This is a genomic window from Mesorhizobium sp. AA22 (assembly GCF_001672375.2).
GTDB lineage: Bacteria > Pseudomonadota > Alphaproteobacteria > Rhizobiales > Rhizobiaceae > Mesorhizobium > Mesorhizobium wenxiniae.
This window is the reverse complement of sequence record NZ_CP048406.1, coordinates 1,678,166-1,693,832: the sequence shown is the minus strand read 5'-3', so window position 1 is coordinate 1,693,832 and position 15,667 is coordinate 1,678,166. Positions and strand designations below refer to the sequence as shown.

The 15,667-nt window shown below is 62.6% G+C and carries 15 protein-coding genes and 1 pseudogene; 4 read left to right on the top strand and 12 right to left on the bottom strand.

Annotation, left to right across the window (positions count from 1 at the left end):
* Positions 1 to 11 precede the first annotated feature (11 nt).
* A complete protein-coding gene (gene grpE / locus A9K68_RS08225) occupies positions 12 to 647 on the bottom strand; it encodes a nucleotide exchange factor GrpE (RefSeq protein ID WP_065010170.1) in 636 nt (211 codons plus the stop codon).
* A 238-nt stretch (positions 648 to 885) separates the two neighbouring features.
* On the opposite strand from grpE, the gene A9K68_RS08220 reads away from it, so the two are divergent.
* Both A9K68_RS08220 and A9K68_RS08215 read left to right on the top strand, forming a co-directional pair.
* Positions 886 to 1,122 (top strand): hypothetical protein, encoded by a 237-nt coding sequence (locus A9K68_RS08220; RefSeq protein ID WP_029348195.1) that lies wholly within the window; start codon positions 886 to 888, stop codon positions 1,120 to 1,122.
* 144 nt (positions 1,123 to 1,266) lie between these two features.
* Positions 1,267 to 2,289: a fatty acid desaturase gene (locus tag A9K68_RS08215; protein ID WP_065010144.1), complete on the top strand. Its 1,023-nt coding sequence runs from the start codon at positions 1,267 to 1,269 to the stop codon at positions 2,287 to 2,289.
* Positions 2,290 to 2,432: 143 nt separating this feature from the next.
* Here A9K68_RS08215 and A9K68_RS08210 read toward each other — a convergent pair whose 3' ends face one another.
* From A9K68_RS08210 to cysG, 6 genes are all read right to left on the bottom strand, one after another.
* Positions 2,433 to 3,053 (bottom strand): DJ-1/PfpI family protein, encoded by a 621-nt coding sequence (locus A9K68_RS08210; RefSeq protein ID WP_029348200.1) that lies wholly within the window; start codon positions 3,051 to 3,053, stop codon positions 2,433 to 2,435.
* Positions 3,054 to 3,191: 138 nt separating this feature from the next.
* Complete coding sequence (locus A9K68_RS08205) at positions 3,192 to 3,725, bottom strand: DUF934 domain-containing protein (RefSeq protein ID WP_065010145.1); 534 nt, start codon at positions 3,723 to 3,725, stop codon at positions 3,192 to 3,194.
* A 169-nt stretch (positions 3,726 to 3,894) separates the two neighbouring features.
* On the bottom strand, positions 3,895 to 4,659 hold the full coding sequence (locus tag A9K68_RS08200; RefSeq protein ID WP_065010146.1) for a phosphoadenylyl-sulfate reductase: 765 nt from the start codon (positions 4,657 to 4,659) through the stop codon (positions 3,895 to 3,897).
* Positions 4,634 to 6,304 (bottom strand): nitrite/sulfite reductase, encoded by a 1,671-nt coding sequence (locus A9K68_RS08195; RefSeq protein ID WP_065010147.1) that lies wholly within the window; start codon positions 6,302 to 6,304, stop codon positions 4,634 to 4,636. The genes A9K68_RS08200 and A9K68_RS08195 overlap by 26 nt, the downstream gene beginning before the upstream one ends.
* Before the next feature lie 46 nt (positions 6,305 to 6,350).
* Complete coding sequence (locus A9K68_RS08190) at positions 6,351 to 6,656, bottom strand: DUF2849 domain-containing protein (RefSeq protein ID WP_065010148.1); 306 nt, start codon at positions 6,654 to 6,656, stop codon at positions 6,351 to 6,353.
* A complete protein-coding gene (cysG, locus tag A9K68_RS08185; RefSeq protein WP_065010149.1) occupies positions 6,653 to 8,104 on the bottom strand; it encodes a siroheme synthase CysG in 1,452 nt (483 codons plus the stop codon). The genes A9K68_RS08190 and cysG overlap by 4 nt, the downstream gene beginning before the upstream one ends.
* Before the next feature lie 392 nt (positions 8,105 to 8,496).
* On the opposite strand from cysG, the gene A9K68_RS08180 reads away from it, so the two are divergent.
* Positions 8,497 to 8,946, top strand: coding sequence for a host attachment family protein (locus tag A9K68_RS08180; RefSeq protein WP_065010171.1), 450 nt, complete (start codon positions 8,497 to 8,499; stop codon positions 8,944 to 8,946).
* 221 nt (positions 8,947 to 9,167) lie between these two features.
* Positions 9,168 to 10,954 (top strand): annotated as a pseudogene (gene ybaL, locus A9K68_RS08175) (YbaL family putative K(+) efflux transporter).
* 21 nt (positions 10,955 to 10,975) lie between these two features.
* Here ybaL and A9K68_RS08170 read toward each other — a convergent pair.
* From A9K68_RS08170 to A9K68_RS08155, 5 genes are all read right to left on the bottom strand, one after another.
* A complete protein-coding gene (locus tag A9K68_RS08170; RefSeq protein WP_065010150.1) occupies positions 10,976 to 11,728 on the bottom strand; it encodes an SDR family oxidoreductase in 753 nt (250 codons plus the stop codon).
* 205 nt (positions 11,729 to 11,933) lie between these two features.
* Entirely contained in the window at positions 11,934 to 14,189 is a 2,256-nt protein-coding gene (locus A9K68_RS08165; RefSeq protein WP_065010151.1) for a transglycosylase domain-containing protein, read from the bottom strand.
* 381 nt (positions 14,190 to 14,570) lie between these two features.
* Positions 14,571 to 14,960: a hypothetical protein gene (locus A9K68_RS08160; RefSeq protein ID WP_065010152.1), complete on the bottom strand. Its 390-nt coding sequence runs from the start codon at positions 14,958 to 14,960 to the stop codon at positions 14,571 to 14,573.
* Between the two features lie 205 nt (positions 14,961 to 15,165).
* Positions 15,166 to 15,312 (bottom strand): hypothetical protein, encoded by a 147-nt coding sequence (locus tag A9K68_RS31265; RefSeq protein ID WP_029348215.1) that lies wholly within the window; start codon positions 15,310 to 15,312, stop codon positions 15,166 to 15,168.
* Between the two features lie 26 nt (positions 15,313 to 15,338).
* The gene (locus A9K68_RS08155; RefSeq protein WP_065010153.1) at positions 15,339 to 15,593 is read right to left on the bottom strand and encodes a GlsB/YeaQ/YmgE family stress response membrane protein; all 255 of its coding nucleotides are present in this window, start codon (positions 15,591 to 15,593) and stop codon (positions 15,339 to 15,341) included.
* Positions 15,594 to 15,667: the final 74 nt, after the last annotated feature.

Below are 15,667 nucleotides of genomic sequence, written 5' to 3'. Positions count from 1 at the left end.
TTACTGCCTAATCACGCATCCTTCTCAGCTTGCTCATTCACCGGCCCTGGCTCGACCGGCGCTTCACCAGCCACATGCTTGGGACCGCCCTTGGCAACGCCGACCATGGCCGGCCGCAGCACCCGCTCGCCGATCGAATAGCCTGGCTGCACGACCTGGACCACGGTGTTGGCCGGCACATCCGGATTGGGCACCTCGAACATCGCCTGGTGGAAATTCGGGTCGAATTTCTCGCCTTCCGGCTCGAGCTTCTTCACCCCGTGCCGCTCCAGCGCCGATAGCATGGCGCGTTCGGTGAGCTCGACACCCTCGATCAGCGCCTTGAAGCCGGCATCGCCCGCCGCCTTGGCCTCAGCCGGAATCGCATCCAGCGCGCGGCGCAGATTGTCCGACACCGACAGCATGTCACGGGCGAAATTGGCAACGGCGTAGGCACGCGCGTCGTGCACATCGCGGGCGGTACGGCGGCGCAGATTCTCCATCTCGGCCGCGACGCGGAGCGCGCGGTCCTTCAACTCGTCGTTTTCCTTCAGCAGCCGCACAAGCGCCTCGTAGTCGCCGTCGACGCTGCCTTCCGTATGTTCGGTAGCAGCCCCGGTCGTCTCGGCTTCATCGGGCGCGCGTTCGTCTTTTGCCTGGTCGCTCATCGCCATTTCCCGTCATTTCGAATGGTGTGGATTTTGTGCCCGATATCGAGGTTTGTCGGCCAAAAATCAAGTGGCAAGCGATACCGGAGGGGCCGCTGGCGGTTCGACGACGCATCATGAAGACCTTTCGATATTAATTCAAATTTTACTGTACCCGCCGGCTTTGCTTGCCAAGATGCTGCGTTGGAGGAACCATTCGTCTGCTGGAAGAGTTTCGAAGCCGATACAGGATTTTGAGATGATGACCCGCAACGACGGCGACCGTAACAAGAATGGCGCCCGCAACAATGACGAAAGACGTGAAAGGCTCGCGGCCGGCATCAGGCGCCAGTTCGGCACCGAGGCAACGATGCGCTTTCTGCGTGCGCTGCCGGCGTTCCGGACGGAGAACGACATTCCCGATCGTTTCAGGGAATTGCTCGACCGCCTGGACGGCATCGAGAGCAGCGTAGCCGCCCGTGGCCCCCGGCGGTAGACCAACACATTCGCCTGTCGTTGCGTGCCGCCGGAAGCATGCCCTCCCACATTGAAGCACCTTACGCGTCGCGCGACAATTACCCGCAGTAACTTGGCGTGATCCCTGCCTTGCGGCGACGGAATGGTCTGTCTATGCTTCCTGATGAACATGATTTCCCCCGAAGCTGTGGCGAACAGCAAACGTGCCTGGTTGAAGATCCTGGCGCGCTACAAGAAACCTGACAGGCGGCGCAGCGCCGTCGAACTTGCCATCACCCTCATTCCCTTTGCCACGCTGTGGGCACTGTCCTCAGTTGCTTATGCCCATGGTCATTGGTGGGGTCTGATCCTCATACTTCCGGCCGCCGGCTTTCTGGTACGGATCTTCATGATCCAGCACGATTGCGGCCACGGTTCCTTCTTCGCCAACCGCACCGCCGACGACTGGATCGGCCGCGGCCTAGGCATCCTGACCTTGACGCCCTACGATTGCTGGCGACGTGCCCACGCAACCCATCACGCCAGCGCCGGCAACCTCGATGAGCGCGGCACGGGCGACATCAGGACGCTGACTGTCGCCGAATACCGGCAAATGTCCTGGCGGGGCCGCCTTGCCTATCGTCTCTATCGCCATCCGCTCGTCATGTTCGGCCTCGGCCCCATTTGGCTTTTCATCTTTGAGCAGAGACTGCCGGTCGGCATGATGCGAGGCGGCCTCACGCCCTGGGTGTCATCGATGGCAACCAACGTGGCCATCGCGGTCGCCGCCGCCGCCCTCGTCTGGTTCGTCGGCCTCGAAGCGTTCCTGGTTGTCCACTTACCCATCGTCGTTCTGGCCGGTTCCGCCGGCATCTGGCTGTTTTACGTCCAGCACCAATTCGAGGAAACCGAGTGGGCAAAGGACTCCGAATGGGAGTTCCAGCATGCGGCCCTGCACGGCTCGTCCTATTATGACCTGCCGCCGGTGCTGAACTGGTTCACCGGCAATATCGGCGTGCATCACGTGCACCACCTCTCCGCCAAGGTGCCGTGCTATCGACTGCAGGAGGTCCTGAGGGACTATCCGGAACTGCGCGAAATCGGCCGTGTCACGCTTCTGGAGAGCCTGCGCTGCGTCAAGCTGGCGCTGTGGGATGAGAACCGCAGCAAGCTGGTATCGTTTCGCGAAGCGCGGATGACTGCGTAACGCATGACCCCGAAAATCGAAATCGATTTTCGGAAAGGATCATGCGTGGAATCAAATTGCTACAGCGTCCTTTGCGCGTCCCAAAAGGACGCGCGGCGCTGTAGAGCCGCCGCACGACAAATGCGGCGGTTCCCAAGCCTTGCTTAAGCCGCCTTGCGTTCGTCGCGCATCAATATCTCGCCGTGGCGGATCTCGGTGCCGAGCACCTTCAGGCATTCGCGCATGAAGGCGGCGAGACCCGGCCAGCCCTTGGCTGATACCAGATTGCCGTCGACATGGGCGCCGGTCGGCGCGACATCGATGTAGGTGCCGCCGGCGAGCGTGACTTCTGGCTCGCAATACTGCAGCGCCGCGACTTCCCTGCCGCGCAGCACGCCGTCGACCGCCATCAGGATCTGCGCGCCATGGCAGATGGTGAAGATCGGCTTGCCGGTTTCATGGAAATGCCGCACCAGCGCCTGCACGCGCTTGTCGATGCGGATATATTCCGGCCCGCGCCCGCCCGCCGCATAGACGGCGTCGTATTCGGCCGGATTCACCTCGGCAAAGGTCTTGTTGAGGATGTAATCGTGACCAAGCTTTTCCGTATAGGTTTGGTGGCCCTCGAAGTCGTGCAGCGACGTCTTCAGTATGTCGCCCGCCTTCTTGTCCGGACACACGACGTGAACCGTGTGGCCGACCGCATGCATGGTCTGTTCAAAGACGAAAATCTCGTATTCCTCGCTGAACTCGCCAACGAGCATCAATATCTTCTTACCAGCCATTCCGGTTCCTCCCTTGGTGGCCATATTTATTTCGGAGCGCGAAATGATGAGCCTATCCTAAGGGCAGGACACCGAAAATAAAAGACTGAATCTGCAAGGTGGTCCGACCAGATGCGGCGATCTGCCCGGCGCAGGCGATCAGCCGGCGCGCACCCGCCGCCAGGAATATTTAGGGCCTTTGGCCTCCGGCCTCTCGGTCGGCTGATAATACAGCGGCAGACCGCCGGTGCGGCCTTCCTCGAGCCGTTTCAAAAGCACCGGATGCGACACTTCGAATTCGTCGAAGCCGAGGCGCAGCATATGCGGCAGCTGGTCGACCAGAACTTGCCCGGTTGCGCGGACCGCGCCCTCGAAATGGTAGCGGCTGCGCAGCAGTTCTCCCTTTGAGAAGGAACGGCCGTCACTGAAAGCCGGGAAGGCCAACGCCACCAGCGATATCTGGTCGAGCAGGTCGGCGATCTTTTCGAGCTGGTCGCCGGGCTGAAGCTGGACGCCGATGCGTTCCTTCGCCGACCGGCGCACCGCCGGGTCGAGGGCGAGAAACACCTGCAGCGGCAGGATGAAGCGGCCATTGCCGGACAGTGCGTCGGCACTTTCGGCATGGGTCCACTCGTCCTCGCGAAAACCCTTCGGGGTCCAGAGGCGGGTCTCCAGTGTCGTCGGTTCGGTCATCGAAATTCCTAAAAATCAAACAGTCCAGGGTGTGTTGAGATTCAGGTCAGGCCGAGGCAAAAATGGTGGCTTGCGAGAACCGGAGCGGAGCGTACTTTTGAGTACGTGAGCACCGGAAGCGCAGGAAGCTACCGTTTGCAGGCCGGCATCACCTGAAAATCAACATACCCTAAAGCGATGCGTCGGTCAGCGACTTTTCCAGCCCCGACAAATGGATGCCGCACTCGGTCTTGGCGTGCCCTGCCCAGCGGCCGCTGCGCGCGTCCTCGCCCGGCTGCACCGGCTGCGTGCACGGGAAGCAGCCTATCGACAGATAGCCATAGGCGACCAGCGGGTTCTCGCGCAGCTGATGCTTGCGCATGTAGGCGGCCTGGTCCGATGTCGTCCAGTGCGCCAGCGGATTGATGCGGATGCGCGAACCGACCGCCTCGAACACCGGAAGTGCTGCCCGCGTGGTCGCCTGAAAACGCTTGCGGCCGGTGAACCAGGCGCGGAACGGCTCGACGCCGCGCGCCAGTGGCTCGACCTTGCGGACGTCGCAGCAGGCGTCGGTGTCGGTCTCGTTCAGATTGCCGGTCGGATCGATCCGTTCGAGCGCTGCTTCGTCCGGCGTGATCACCCGGATATCGGTCAGTCCGAAATCGGCAACGAGCGCGTCGCGATAGCCGAGCGTCTCCTCGAAATGCTTGCCGGTGTCGAGGAAGATCACCGGCAACGTCCGGTCGATCTTGGCGATCATATGCAGCAGCACCGCCGAATCCGCGCCAAAGGACGAAACTGCGGCGATTTCGCCGCGAAAGAACTCCCGGGCCGACCGCTCGATGATCTCAAGCGGCTTCAGATGACCATAGAGCGCATCGAGCCCTGCCGCTTCGGCGGCGATGCCGGCCTCGACGTCGACGATACGATCAAGCGGCCTTGGCTTCGCCAGCATAGAGCGCCTCCTTGAACGGCGCGGGACCGACACGGCGGTAGGCGTCGATGAATTTTTCGTTTCTGTCGAGCCGGAGGCCGAGATAGGTCTCGACGATCTGCTCGATGGCGTCGGTGATCTCTTCCGAACTGAAGCCGCGGCCGATGATCTCGCCGACCGAGGTGTTCTCGTCGGCCGAGCCGCCGAGTGTGACCTGATAGAGTTCGGCGCCTTTCTTTTCGACCCCGAGGATGCCGATATGGCCGACATGATGATGGCCGCAGGCGTTGATGCAGCCGGAAATCTTCAGCTTCAATTCGCCGATCTCGCGCTGCCGCTCAAGCGAAGCGAAACGAAGCGAGATTTCCTGTGCCACCGGAATGGAACGCGCCGTGGCCAGCGCGCAATAATCGAGGCCGGGGCAGGAGATGATGTCTGATATCAGGTTGGAATTGGCCGTCGCCAGTCCGATCTCGACCAGAGCGTCATAGACCACCTTGAGGTCTGCGCGCGCAACATGCGGCAGGATCAGGTTCTGCTCGTGGCTGACGCGCAACTCGTCGAAGGCATATTTCTCGGCAAGGTCGGCGACCGCTTCCATCTGGCTGTCGGAGGCATCGCCTGGCGCTTCGCCGATGCCCTTGAGCGAAATGGTCACGGCGGCATAATCAGGATGGCGGTGGGTCACCACGTTCTGATCGAGCCATTCCGAAAAGCTCTTGGAATCGAGGCGGGCTTGCTTGACCACCTCGTCGCCTTCCGGCCGGTCGGCCAGCGCCGGCGGCGCGAAATAGGCATCGATGGCGCGGATGTCGGCTTCCGGCAGCTTCAGATACGCCTCTTTCAGCTCCTGCCATTCGGCCTCGACCTGACGGGTGATCTCCTCGACGCCGGTTTCGTGGACGAGGATCTTGATGCGCGCCTTGTATTTGTTGTCGCGGCGGCCGTAGAGGTTGTAAACGCGCAGGATCGCCGTGCAGTAGGACAGAAGGTCCGCCTCGGGCAGGAAGTCGCGGATCTTCTTGGCGATCATCGGTGTACGGCCCTGACCGCCGCCGACATAGACGGCAAAACCGAGTTCGCCGGCAGCGTTCTTCTTCAAATGCAGGCCGATGTCATGCGTCTGGATGGCGGCGCGGTCGCGCTCGGCGCCGGTCACCGCGATCTTGAATTTTCTCGGCAGGAACGAGAACTCCGGATGCACCGACGACCATTGGCGCAGGATTTCCGCATAGGGGCGCGGATCGGCAACCTCGTCGGCGGCGGCACCGGCAAAGTGGTCGGCGGTGACGTTGCGGATGCAATTGCCGCTGGTCTGGATGGCGTGCATTTCCACACTCGCCAGATCGGCCAGGATCGCCGGGATGTCCGACAGCGCCGGCCAGTTGAACTGGATGTTCTGGCGCGTCGTGAAATGGCCGTAGCCCTTGTCGTATTTGCGGGCGATGTGGCCGAGCATGCGCAGCTGCTTGCTGTTCAGCGTGCCGTAAGGCACCGCAATGCGCAGCATGTAAGCGTGCAATTGCAGGTAGACGCCGTTCATCAGCCTCAGCGGCCGGAACTGATCCTCGGTGATCTCGCCAGCAAGCCGCCGCGCGACCTGATCGCTGAACTCGGCGACGCGGGCCTGGACGAAATCGTGATCGAACTCATCGTAACGGTACATGTCTGGTCTTTCCGGGCGCGTCCGCCCGTTTCATCAATGTGGTCGTTTACGCCGCCCGGGCGGCTTCCGGGCGGGCCTGCTTGCCCAGGTCGTTGCGGTTGGTCGGGCCGGCGGCGCGGATCTTTTCGCGCAGCCGGACCGGCTCGACCGCTCCATTGGCGACGGTCACGTCGATCAGATTAACATCGACCACTTCGTTGTTGGCATAGGCCGTGGCGCCGATCGCCTCCAGCCGGTCTTCAGCCGCCTTATCAAAGGCGACATCGGCATTGTCGATGATCTCGGCCCAGCCGCCGTTGGCGTACCAGACGGCTTCGCCGTCGGTCAGGCGGTTTGCGGTCAGAACTTTCATCGTTCAGCTCCTTCGGCGGCTGTTTGGGCCGCGCCTTCATGCCTGTGTGCCGCGAGCGGCTCGGAACGTTCAAAGTTGGCGCCGGCGACTGCATCGCCGATGATCGTCATGACCGGGCCGGTAAGGTCGGCGCGGACCTCAAGCGACGGCAGGTCGGCGAGCGTGCCGTGGAAACGGCGGCGGTTGGCAAGGCTGGCATTCTCGACCACGGCGATCGCCGTATCCGGCGACAGGCCCGCCTCGATCAGCCGGCCGGCAACCTCGGCCGCGACTGAGCGGCCCATATAGACGGCGACCGTTGCGCCGGAGATGGCGAGCTTGGCCCAGTCAGGCAGCGAATTTCCCTTGAGGTCATGGCCGGTGGTGAACACCATAGATGACGACACGCCGCGCAGCGTCAGCGGCAACTCGAAATCGGCGGCGGCGGCGAAGGCCGCGGTGACGCCAGGAACCACCTCATAAGCGATGCCGGCATCGCGCAGCGCCGCCATTTCCTCGCCCGCCCGGCCGAACACCAGCGGATCGCCGGATTTCAGCCGCACGACGCGCTTGCCGTCGCGGCCGAGTTCAATCAGCAGCGCGTTGATTTCGGCCTGGCTCTTGGTATGGCAGCCCTTGCGTTTGCCCACCGGCAGACGCTCGGCGTCGCGGCGGCCCATGGCGACGATCGTCTCCGGCACGAGTGCGTCATGGACGATGACATCGGCTTCCATCAGCAGGCGGTGGGCGCGCAACGTCAGCAGGTCTTCGGCGCCGGGACCCGCGCCAACCAGGGCAATGTGGCCCGATGCCGGCGCGTTCGAAAGCAACAGGTCAACGGCGGTATCATGCGCCTGCGAAAGCTGGCCGGCCGCCATGGCGCGGGCCGGCGCGCCGCCGAAAAAGTCGCTCCAGAAGCGCCGACGGGCATTGCCTTTCGGCAGCAATATCTCAGCGGTGCCGCGTAACGAGGCGGCAAGCGAAGCAAGCGGCCCGAGCGACGGCGACAGCATGCGGTCGATGCGGCTGCGCAGCATCTGGGCAAGCACCGGGCCGGCCCCTTCCGTGCCGATAGCAATGGCGACCGGCGCGCGGTTGACCAGCGCTGGGGTGAAGAAATCGCACAGCTCCGGCCGGTCGACGGCATTGACCGGAATGCCCATCCGGCGCGCATCTTCGGCAACCCGGCGGTCGAGCGCCTCATTGCCGCTGGCGGCAAACGCCATGACCGCGCCTTCGAGATGCGCGGCTTCGTAGGCGGCAGCAATGTGGATGGCACCATTCGCGGCGATGAAGGCCAGCAACTCGGCCTCGGCGGCATCGGCTATGATGCGCAGCACGGCGCTCGACTGGCCGATCAGCCGCGCCTTGGCCAGAGCCTCCTCGCCGCCGCCGACGATGGCCACGGCTTCGCCCTCGACCCGCATGAATACGGGAAAGGCGTTGAGCTTGGCGGTGGCCTGCGGCATGGCGAGCGGATCCTGAATACGCTGGCAGTTCTACGCGCGGGCGCGAAAAAGCAGAAGGAACGCACTCGCGCATCGCTTCGTGCGAAGCAATCGCTTTTCCGCAAGCACCAAAGGCAGGAGAAAAAAATTCCACAGCCACGAGTGGAGCGGATCCAAGCCGCTGTTGCGAGCCTTGATCTGTGGCGGTTCTAGCGACAAGCGAGGTATATTACAAAACACTTTTTTCTAAATTCTACGAATCTAGTAGACTAAAGCTGCGATGCGCTGAACACCGGAACATTCCTGCGTCGGCGCGCGTTTGCCCTGCGAATCCGAGCCTGGCTGTTCAGCCGCGGCAATGGCTCCAGAGAGGGGCCTAGAAAACCATGAAAAACAGAAAAAAGGAGCGCTCCGTGAATAACCTCCAGCTGAAACGCGGACTGTGGATCGTAGTGGCCGACGGCGAGAAGGCGCTGTTCCTCGAGAACCGTGGCGACACCCAATATCCCGACCTTCAAGTCGTGCAGGAAATGGAACAGGCAAATCCGGCGACGCGAGAGCAAGGTTCGGACCGCCCCGGCCGCTACAGCGACGGCCCTTCCGTCCACCGCAGCGCAGTCGAGGACACCGACTGGCATCGTCTCGGCAAGGAGCGTTTCGCCGACGAAATTGCCGAGCGGCTGTACAAACTCGCGCATCGCGGCGCCTTCAAGGAGATGGTGCTGATCGCACCGCCGCAGGTGCTGGGCGACATGCGTCGAAAACTGCACAAGGAAGTCGCCGAGAAAATCACAGTGGAAATTTCGAAGACGCTGACCAACCACACCATCGTCGACATCGAAAACCTGCTGCAGGCGGCCTGATCGCGGGCATCGGGCGCGCAGGCCCCTTCCTTTTTGCAGCAATCCCCTTCTTTTTCGCGCAACCATTGCCAGCCCGAGGCGGCTCGCCTTCTGTCATCGCTGTCGTCGATTTCATGGCATTTGCGGGTTGCCTCGACCATCCGAGCCGCCATATTGCAAAGGCGGCTGCTTCGGGCGGTGCATATCCGACATCGTGATTTTTGAAAGGCGCTCCATCGACCATGCCGCATGACACGCCCCTTATCGCCACCATTGTCGCCGGTTGGGGCTGGCTTTCGTCTTCGGCGCAATTGCCAATCGCTTCCGCATCCCGCCGCTGGTCGGTTACCTCATCGCTGGCGTGCTGGTCGGGCCTAACACGCCGGGCTTCGTCGCCGATGCCGGCCTCGCCAATGAACTGGCCGAAATCGGCGTGATCCTGTTGATGTTCGGCGTCGGCCTGCATTTCTCGCTGAAGGATTTGTTGTCGGTCCGCGCCATCGCCGTGCCCGGCGCCATCGTGCAGATCGGCTTCGCGACAGCGCTCGGCGCCGCTCTTGCCTGGATGCTCGGCTGGTCGATGGGCGCGGGGCTGGTCTTCGGGCTGGCGCTTTCCGTCGCCTCGACCGTGGTGCTGTTGCGTGCCTTGCAGGAGCGGCGGCTGATCGAGACGGAGCGCGGCCGCATCGCCGTCGGATGGCTGATCGTCGAGGATCTGGCCATGGTGCTGGCGCTGGTGCTTTTGCCGGCGTTGGCTGGCGTGCTGGGCGGCCAGCAGCAAGGGGAGACCCATAGCAGCCTGCTGTCGCTGCCGGCCAGCTACGGCATCTGGAGTGTCGTCGGCATCACGCTGGCCAAGGTCGCCGCCTTTGTCGTCGTCATGCTGGTGGTGGGCCGCCGTGTCATCCCCTGGATCCTGCACTACGTCGCCCATACCGGTTCGCGTGAATTGTTCCGGCTGGCGGTGCTGGCCATCGCGCTCGGCGTCGCCTTCGGCGCCGCCAAGCTATTCGGCGTCTCGCTGGCGCTGGGCGCTTTCTTCGCCGGCATGATCATGAGCGAATCCGCGCTCAGCCATCGAGCCGCCGAGGAATCGCTGCCGCTGCGCGACGCCTTTTCCGTGCTGTTCTTCGTTTCGGTCGGCATGCTGTTCGACCCGTTCAGCCTGATCAGCAATGGCTGGCCGATCCTGGCGACACTGGCCATCATCGTCATCGGCAAATCGCTGGCGGCCTTCGCTATCGTCGTCGCCTTCCGCTATCCGATCGCGACCGCGCTGATGATTTCGGCAAGCCTTGCCCAGATCGGCGAATTCTCGTTCATTCTGGCCGAGCTCGGCGTCGGGCTGAAGCTGCTGCACGAACAAGGACGCGACCTCATCCTCGCCGGTGCTATCCTGTCGATCGTCCTCAACCCGCTGATGTTCCTTGCCGTCGACTGGATGAAACCCTGGCTGGAAAGGCGCGCCGGCAAGACGGCTTCGCTCGACGAGGCAAAGCCGATCGGCCCCGCGACGGAGCCAGGCCAGCTGGCTTCGGTTGCGGCACCCGTGAAAGAGGACGGCCCGCCGCCCAGGACAGCGCTTACCGGCCATTCCATCCTGGTCGGCTATGGCCGCGTCGGCAGTCTCGTCGGCGCGTCATTGAAGAAGGCCGCCCTGCCCTTCCTCGTCATCGAGGATGCCGACAAGACGCTGGCGAAGCTCAGGCACGACGGCATCGAAACCGTGTCCGGCAACGCCGCGAATAGCGAGGTGTTCGCTGCTTCCAATCCCGAGGGCGCCAAGCGGCTGATCCTCGCCATCCCCAACGCCTTCGAGGCGGGACAGATCGTGCTGCGCGCCCGCGCCGCCAACCCGAAGATCAACGTCATTGCCCGCGCCCATTCCGATGCCGAGGTCGAGCATCTCAAGGGGCTCGGAGCCGACACGGTCATCATGGGTGAGCGCGAGATCGCGCGTGGGATTGTGGAAGAGGTGATGGAAGGCAAGACAGAGGCGGCCGAAGAGCCGAAAGCACCGATTACTTAGACCTCGATCGCCGGCGTTCGCTTACACATGCTGGCCGCCATTGATGTGGATTTCGGAGCCCGTCACATAGGAAGCCTGCTGCGAGCACAGGAAAAAGATGATGTCGGCGACTTCCGCCGTGGTCCCCAGCCGCCGCAGCGGGATCGTCTCGACGATCTTTTCCGTGCCCGGCGACAGGATCGCCGTATCGATCTCGCCGGGTGCGATGGCGTTGACGCGGATGCCGTGCGGGCCGAAATCGTGCGCCATTTCCCGCGTCAGCGAGCCGAGCGCGGCTTTCGACGTCGCATAGGCGGTGCCGGCGAAGGGATGCACGCGGGTACCGGCGATCGAGGTGACATTGACGATCGAGCCTTTGGCCGACGCCAATTCCCTAAATAATCCCCGCGCCAGCATGATCGGCGCGAAGAAATTGACCTGGAACACGTCACGCCAGACATGCATCGGCGTGTCGATCGAATTCATGCGGCTGTTGCCGTCCTTGAGCTTCGGCGAGATGCCGGCATTGTTGACCAGCGCATGAAGCTGGCCGCCATGCGCCTCCAGCCGATGGCGGATTTCCGAGATCGCGATGCCGACATCCTCCTGGTCGGCGAGATCGACCTTGATATGGTCTTCCGGACCGGCCGGCCACGGGCAGTCGTCGGCAAAGGCCTGGCGCGAGCAGGTGATGACGCGCCAGCCTTCGCGCGAAAAGCGCTTGACCGTGGCATGGCCGATGCCGCGGCTGGCGCCGGTCAGCACGATTGTCTTTCTGGTGTCGGTCTCAGCCATTCGCGATCTCTCTAATGCATGTCGCGCAAAAGTGCGCAGCGGTTTTGCGATAACGACATGCATAAAACAACAACCTAAAGCGCATCGCATGAGGCCGGTCAAACGCGACGCGCTTTAGGCGACGTGCGTCCCTTTGGGCGCACAAAGCACGCTCTAGCACTTTTAACCCGGAGATGTAGCGGAACACGGCAGCGATGACGAGGGGTCAGCCGCCGGTGAGGATGTCGAAGATCGAGGTCTGCCGCTTCTTGACCGGGCCGCCGACATCGCCGGGCGGCACCGGGCGTTTGATCGATGCGGTGGTCCCGCCACCGCCCGGCACGCCGAAGCCTGCGGCATCGACCGTTTCGGCGGGACGCACGGCGCGAGGCGGCGACGCTTTTTGGGCGGACGGCGCGGATTGGCCAACCGAAGCGGACGGCACCGGCGCCGGTTGCGCCGCGTTGGACGGTATTTCGTCCTGCACGATCGTATCCGCGGGCGTCGACCTCCATGTTCCAGGCAGCGGCCGCACCGGCACGCCTTCATGAGCGGCGACCATGAATTCATGCCAGGCCTGCGCCGGCAGCGCGCCGCCGGTGACCTTCTTCATCGGACCGCCATCGTCATTGCCGAACCAGACTCCGGTGGTGAGATTGGCGGTGTAGCCGATGAACCAGGCGTCGCGCGAATTCTGGCTGGTGCCGGTCTTGCCGGCGGCCGGCCAGGCAAAGGCCGCCTTCCTGGCAGTGCCGATTTCGACAGTGCCGGTCATCATAGAATTCATCATCCCGACGATCTCGGGCTTGATGACGCGCGGGGCGCCGCCGCCATTGTTGTCGTAGAGCACCTTGCCGCCGGCTGTCGTCACGCGGCGGATAAAATGGACGTCCGGGCGGTAGCCGCCATTGGCGAAGGGGACATAGGCCGACGTCAGTTCCAGCGGCGTCACTTCAGAGGTGCCGAGCGCGATCGAGGTGTTGGCCGTGAGGTCGGACTGGATGCCCATGCGATGCGCCGCCTCGACCACCGCGTCAGGGCCGACTTCCATGGTTAACTGGGCAGCCACCGAGTTCAGCGACTTCGCCAGTGCCGTCGCCAGCGTCACCTTGCCGAAATACTTGCCGCCGTAATTGGTTGGCGTCCATTTGCCTATTCTGATCGGCGCGTCATTGCGCACGCTGTCTGGTGTGCGGCCGGCTTCCAGCGCCGCCATGTAAACGAACGGCTTGAACGCCGAGCCCGGCTGGCGGCGCGCCTCCGAGGCGCGGTCGAACTGGCTGGTCGAATAATCATAGCCGCCGACCATGGCACGTACCGCCCCGGAATTGTCGATCGACACCAGCACACCCTGGCTGGCATTGAGCTTCTTGCCGCTCCCGTCGATCAGCCGGCGGATCGATTGTTCGGCGAGCTTTTGCAGCGTGAGGTCGACGGTGGTGTCGACGATGATGTCGCCCCGCACATCGCCGATCAGGTCGGGCAGTTCTTCCACGATGGTGTCAGCGACGTAGTTTTCCGAGCCCGTCCAGTAGGATGCCACCCGCGACGCCGGCGCGCTCATCGCCGTGGTCAGTTCCTTAGCGCTGATCTTGCCTTCGTCGCGCATGGCGGCGAGAACGAGCTGCGAGCGCTGCTCGGCCGCCTTCGGGTCACGCGCCGGAGACAGACGCGACGGCGCTTTCAACAGGCCAGCGAGGAGTGCCGCCTCGGGCAGCGTGACATCGCGTGCGCTCTTGCCGAAATAGCGGCGCGAGGCCGCTTCGACACCATAGGCGCCGGAGCCGAAATAGACCCGGTTGAGGTACATTTCGAGGATCTGGTCCTTGGTGTGCTTGTGCTCGAGCCACAGCGCCAGAAGCACTTCCTGCACCTTGCGTTCCAGCGTGCGATCAGGCGTCAGGAACAGGTTTTTCGCCAATTGCTGGGTCAGCGTCGAGCCGCCCTGCGAAAAACGCCCGCCGAGAACGTTGGCGACCATGGCTCTGGACAGACCGATCGGATCGATTCCCAAATGCGAATAGAAGCGGCGATCTTCGATGGCGATGACGGCCTCGGGAATATAGGCCGACATTTCATGCAGGCCGACAGCTTCGCCGCCGCTCATGCCGCGGTTGGCGAGCAGTTTTCCTTCGACGGAGACGATCCTGATATTGGGCGCGCGGTCGGGAATCGCCCAGGTGGTGGCCGCCGGCATTTTCGCACCGTAATAGACGACGATGCCTGCGCTGGCGATGCCGCCCCAGATGGCCAGCACGAAGCACCAGTAGGCCAACCGGCCGAGCACGCCGAACAGGCCGCGCCGGCTTTTGCCACGTCCGCGACGCGACGATTTTGTCCGGGCCGGTTGGCGCTTTGCAGAGGTCTTGCGGTTGCTCGGCACGACGCGATCCTCCTCGCTCACAGAAAAACCGGCCGAGGATTTCGCCCGTGGCGGTCCCTCGAAGCTGGGTTCGATGCGGCTGTCTCTGCGGTTCGCCATGCGCTGCGCTGTATGTCCCGATGCCTATCGCATCGCCCCGAAAATCGCGATTTTCGGAAACACGATGCGAAGCTTCAAAGTCTGAGAGCGTACTTGTGCGTCCGAACGGACGCACATCGCTCCATGGCGTTCGGGTGAAGAGTAGATGCGGCGATTTAAGGGCGGGTTAAATGGTTCAAAGTTAATTCAACGCGTTACGGGACGTCACCGCTGCGTTCCTTGCTTCTGGCGGTTTGCAACAATGGCGTCCCTCGCGCGACGGCCTTCTCGGATTCAGCACCAACCGCTCAGCCACCGTCTCTTGCGTTCGATCGCTGCTCTAAACCGTTGAATCTGCGCATGACCTTGCCACCAAAGTTATTCACCTTGGTGGATCATGCGTTAGTCGATCGCATCACGAACGGAAAGCGCTGCCCAGGATGATTGCATCGTCTCGCCGACATGGCAGTAGCAGACAATTTCGTGGAGCTGATCGTCGGTCAGTTCGAAGAAACGCTTTGCTTCGCCATAAGTGTCGTCTTTCAGCCCCTCATCGCGCAGAATCGGATCCTCGAAGGCAACCGATATTGGCGAGCCTTCGCCACGCATGATTTCGCGCTCCGGCGACGAACGATATTCGGTCCCGATAAGCGCGGTAAGGAGTCGGCTGGGCTGCCGTTCTAGAAGTTTTGACCAACGTTCGAGACGCTGGGTTCGGTCCATTCTAGGAGGTGTTGGGTCTCTGTGTACCTTTGCCACCGCATGCAGTTGGTCCAGTGTTTGGTGCCTCATGGCAACCTCCTAATAGTAGGTGGGTTGGCCCCAAACTCCCTGTACCAAGATCATACCGCGGATGTGTTGATACGTCACTCTTATTCCGTATCCAGATTGGCTTCTCTCCGGGTGCATCGAAGGATGGAGCGGCCTGCCTTGGCGCTCAATTTTTGACCCGATGGGGCAGGTCATCGGCACCTTTGCGGCGCCAACCCAACGCCGCTCAGTTCTGCTGGATTGAAATGCCTTTGTCGTCGATCTTGAGTTCCACGCCCTTCGGCCTGGTTTGCTCGCGATAGACATAGACGCCGAGCGCGATGACCACGACGACGAGCGCGCCGATGATGAGATAGAGCATGTTCTGCTTCATGGCGCGCCCTTGATGTGCTTCGAGGATCAGGCCTGCTTCACCAATTTGATCAGCACGAGCAGGATCACCGCGCCGATCGTGGCGTGGATGATGGAGGCAAATATACCGCCGCCTATGGCGAACCCCATCCTTGGGAAGAGCCAGCCGGCTATTAAGGCACCAACGATGCCGACGACGATATTGCCGACCAGGCCGAGGCCGAAACCCTTGACGATCAGGCCGGCGAGCCAGCCGGCGATGGCACCGATGATGATGAAGACAAGCAGGCTCTCAGTACCCATTGCAGATCCCTCCCGAGCGAATGGTCGCGGAGCAGAGAGCTCCGAATCGACCTCCGATTGAACATGTCCAACCT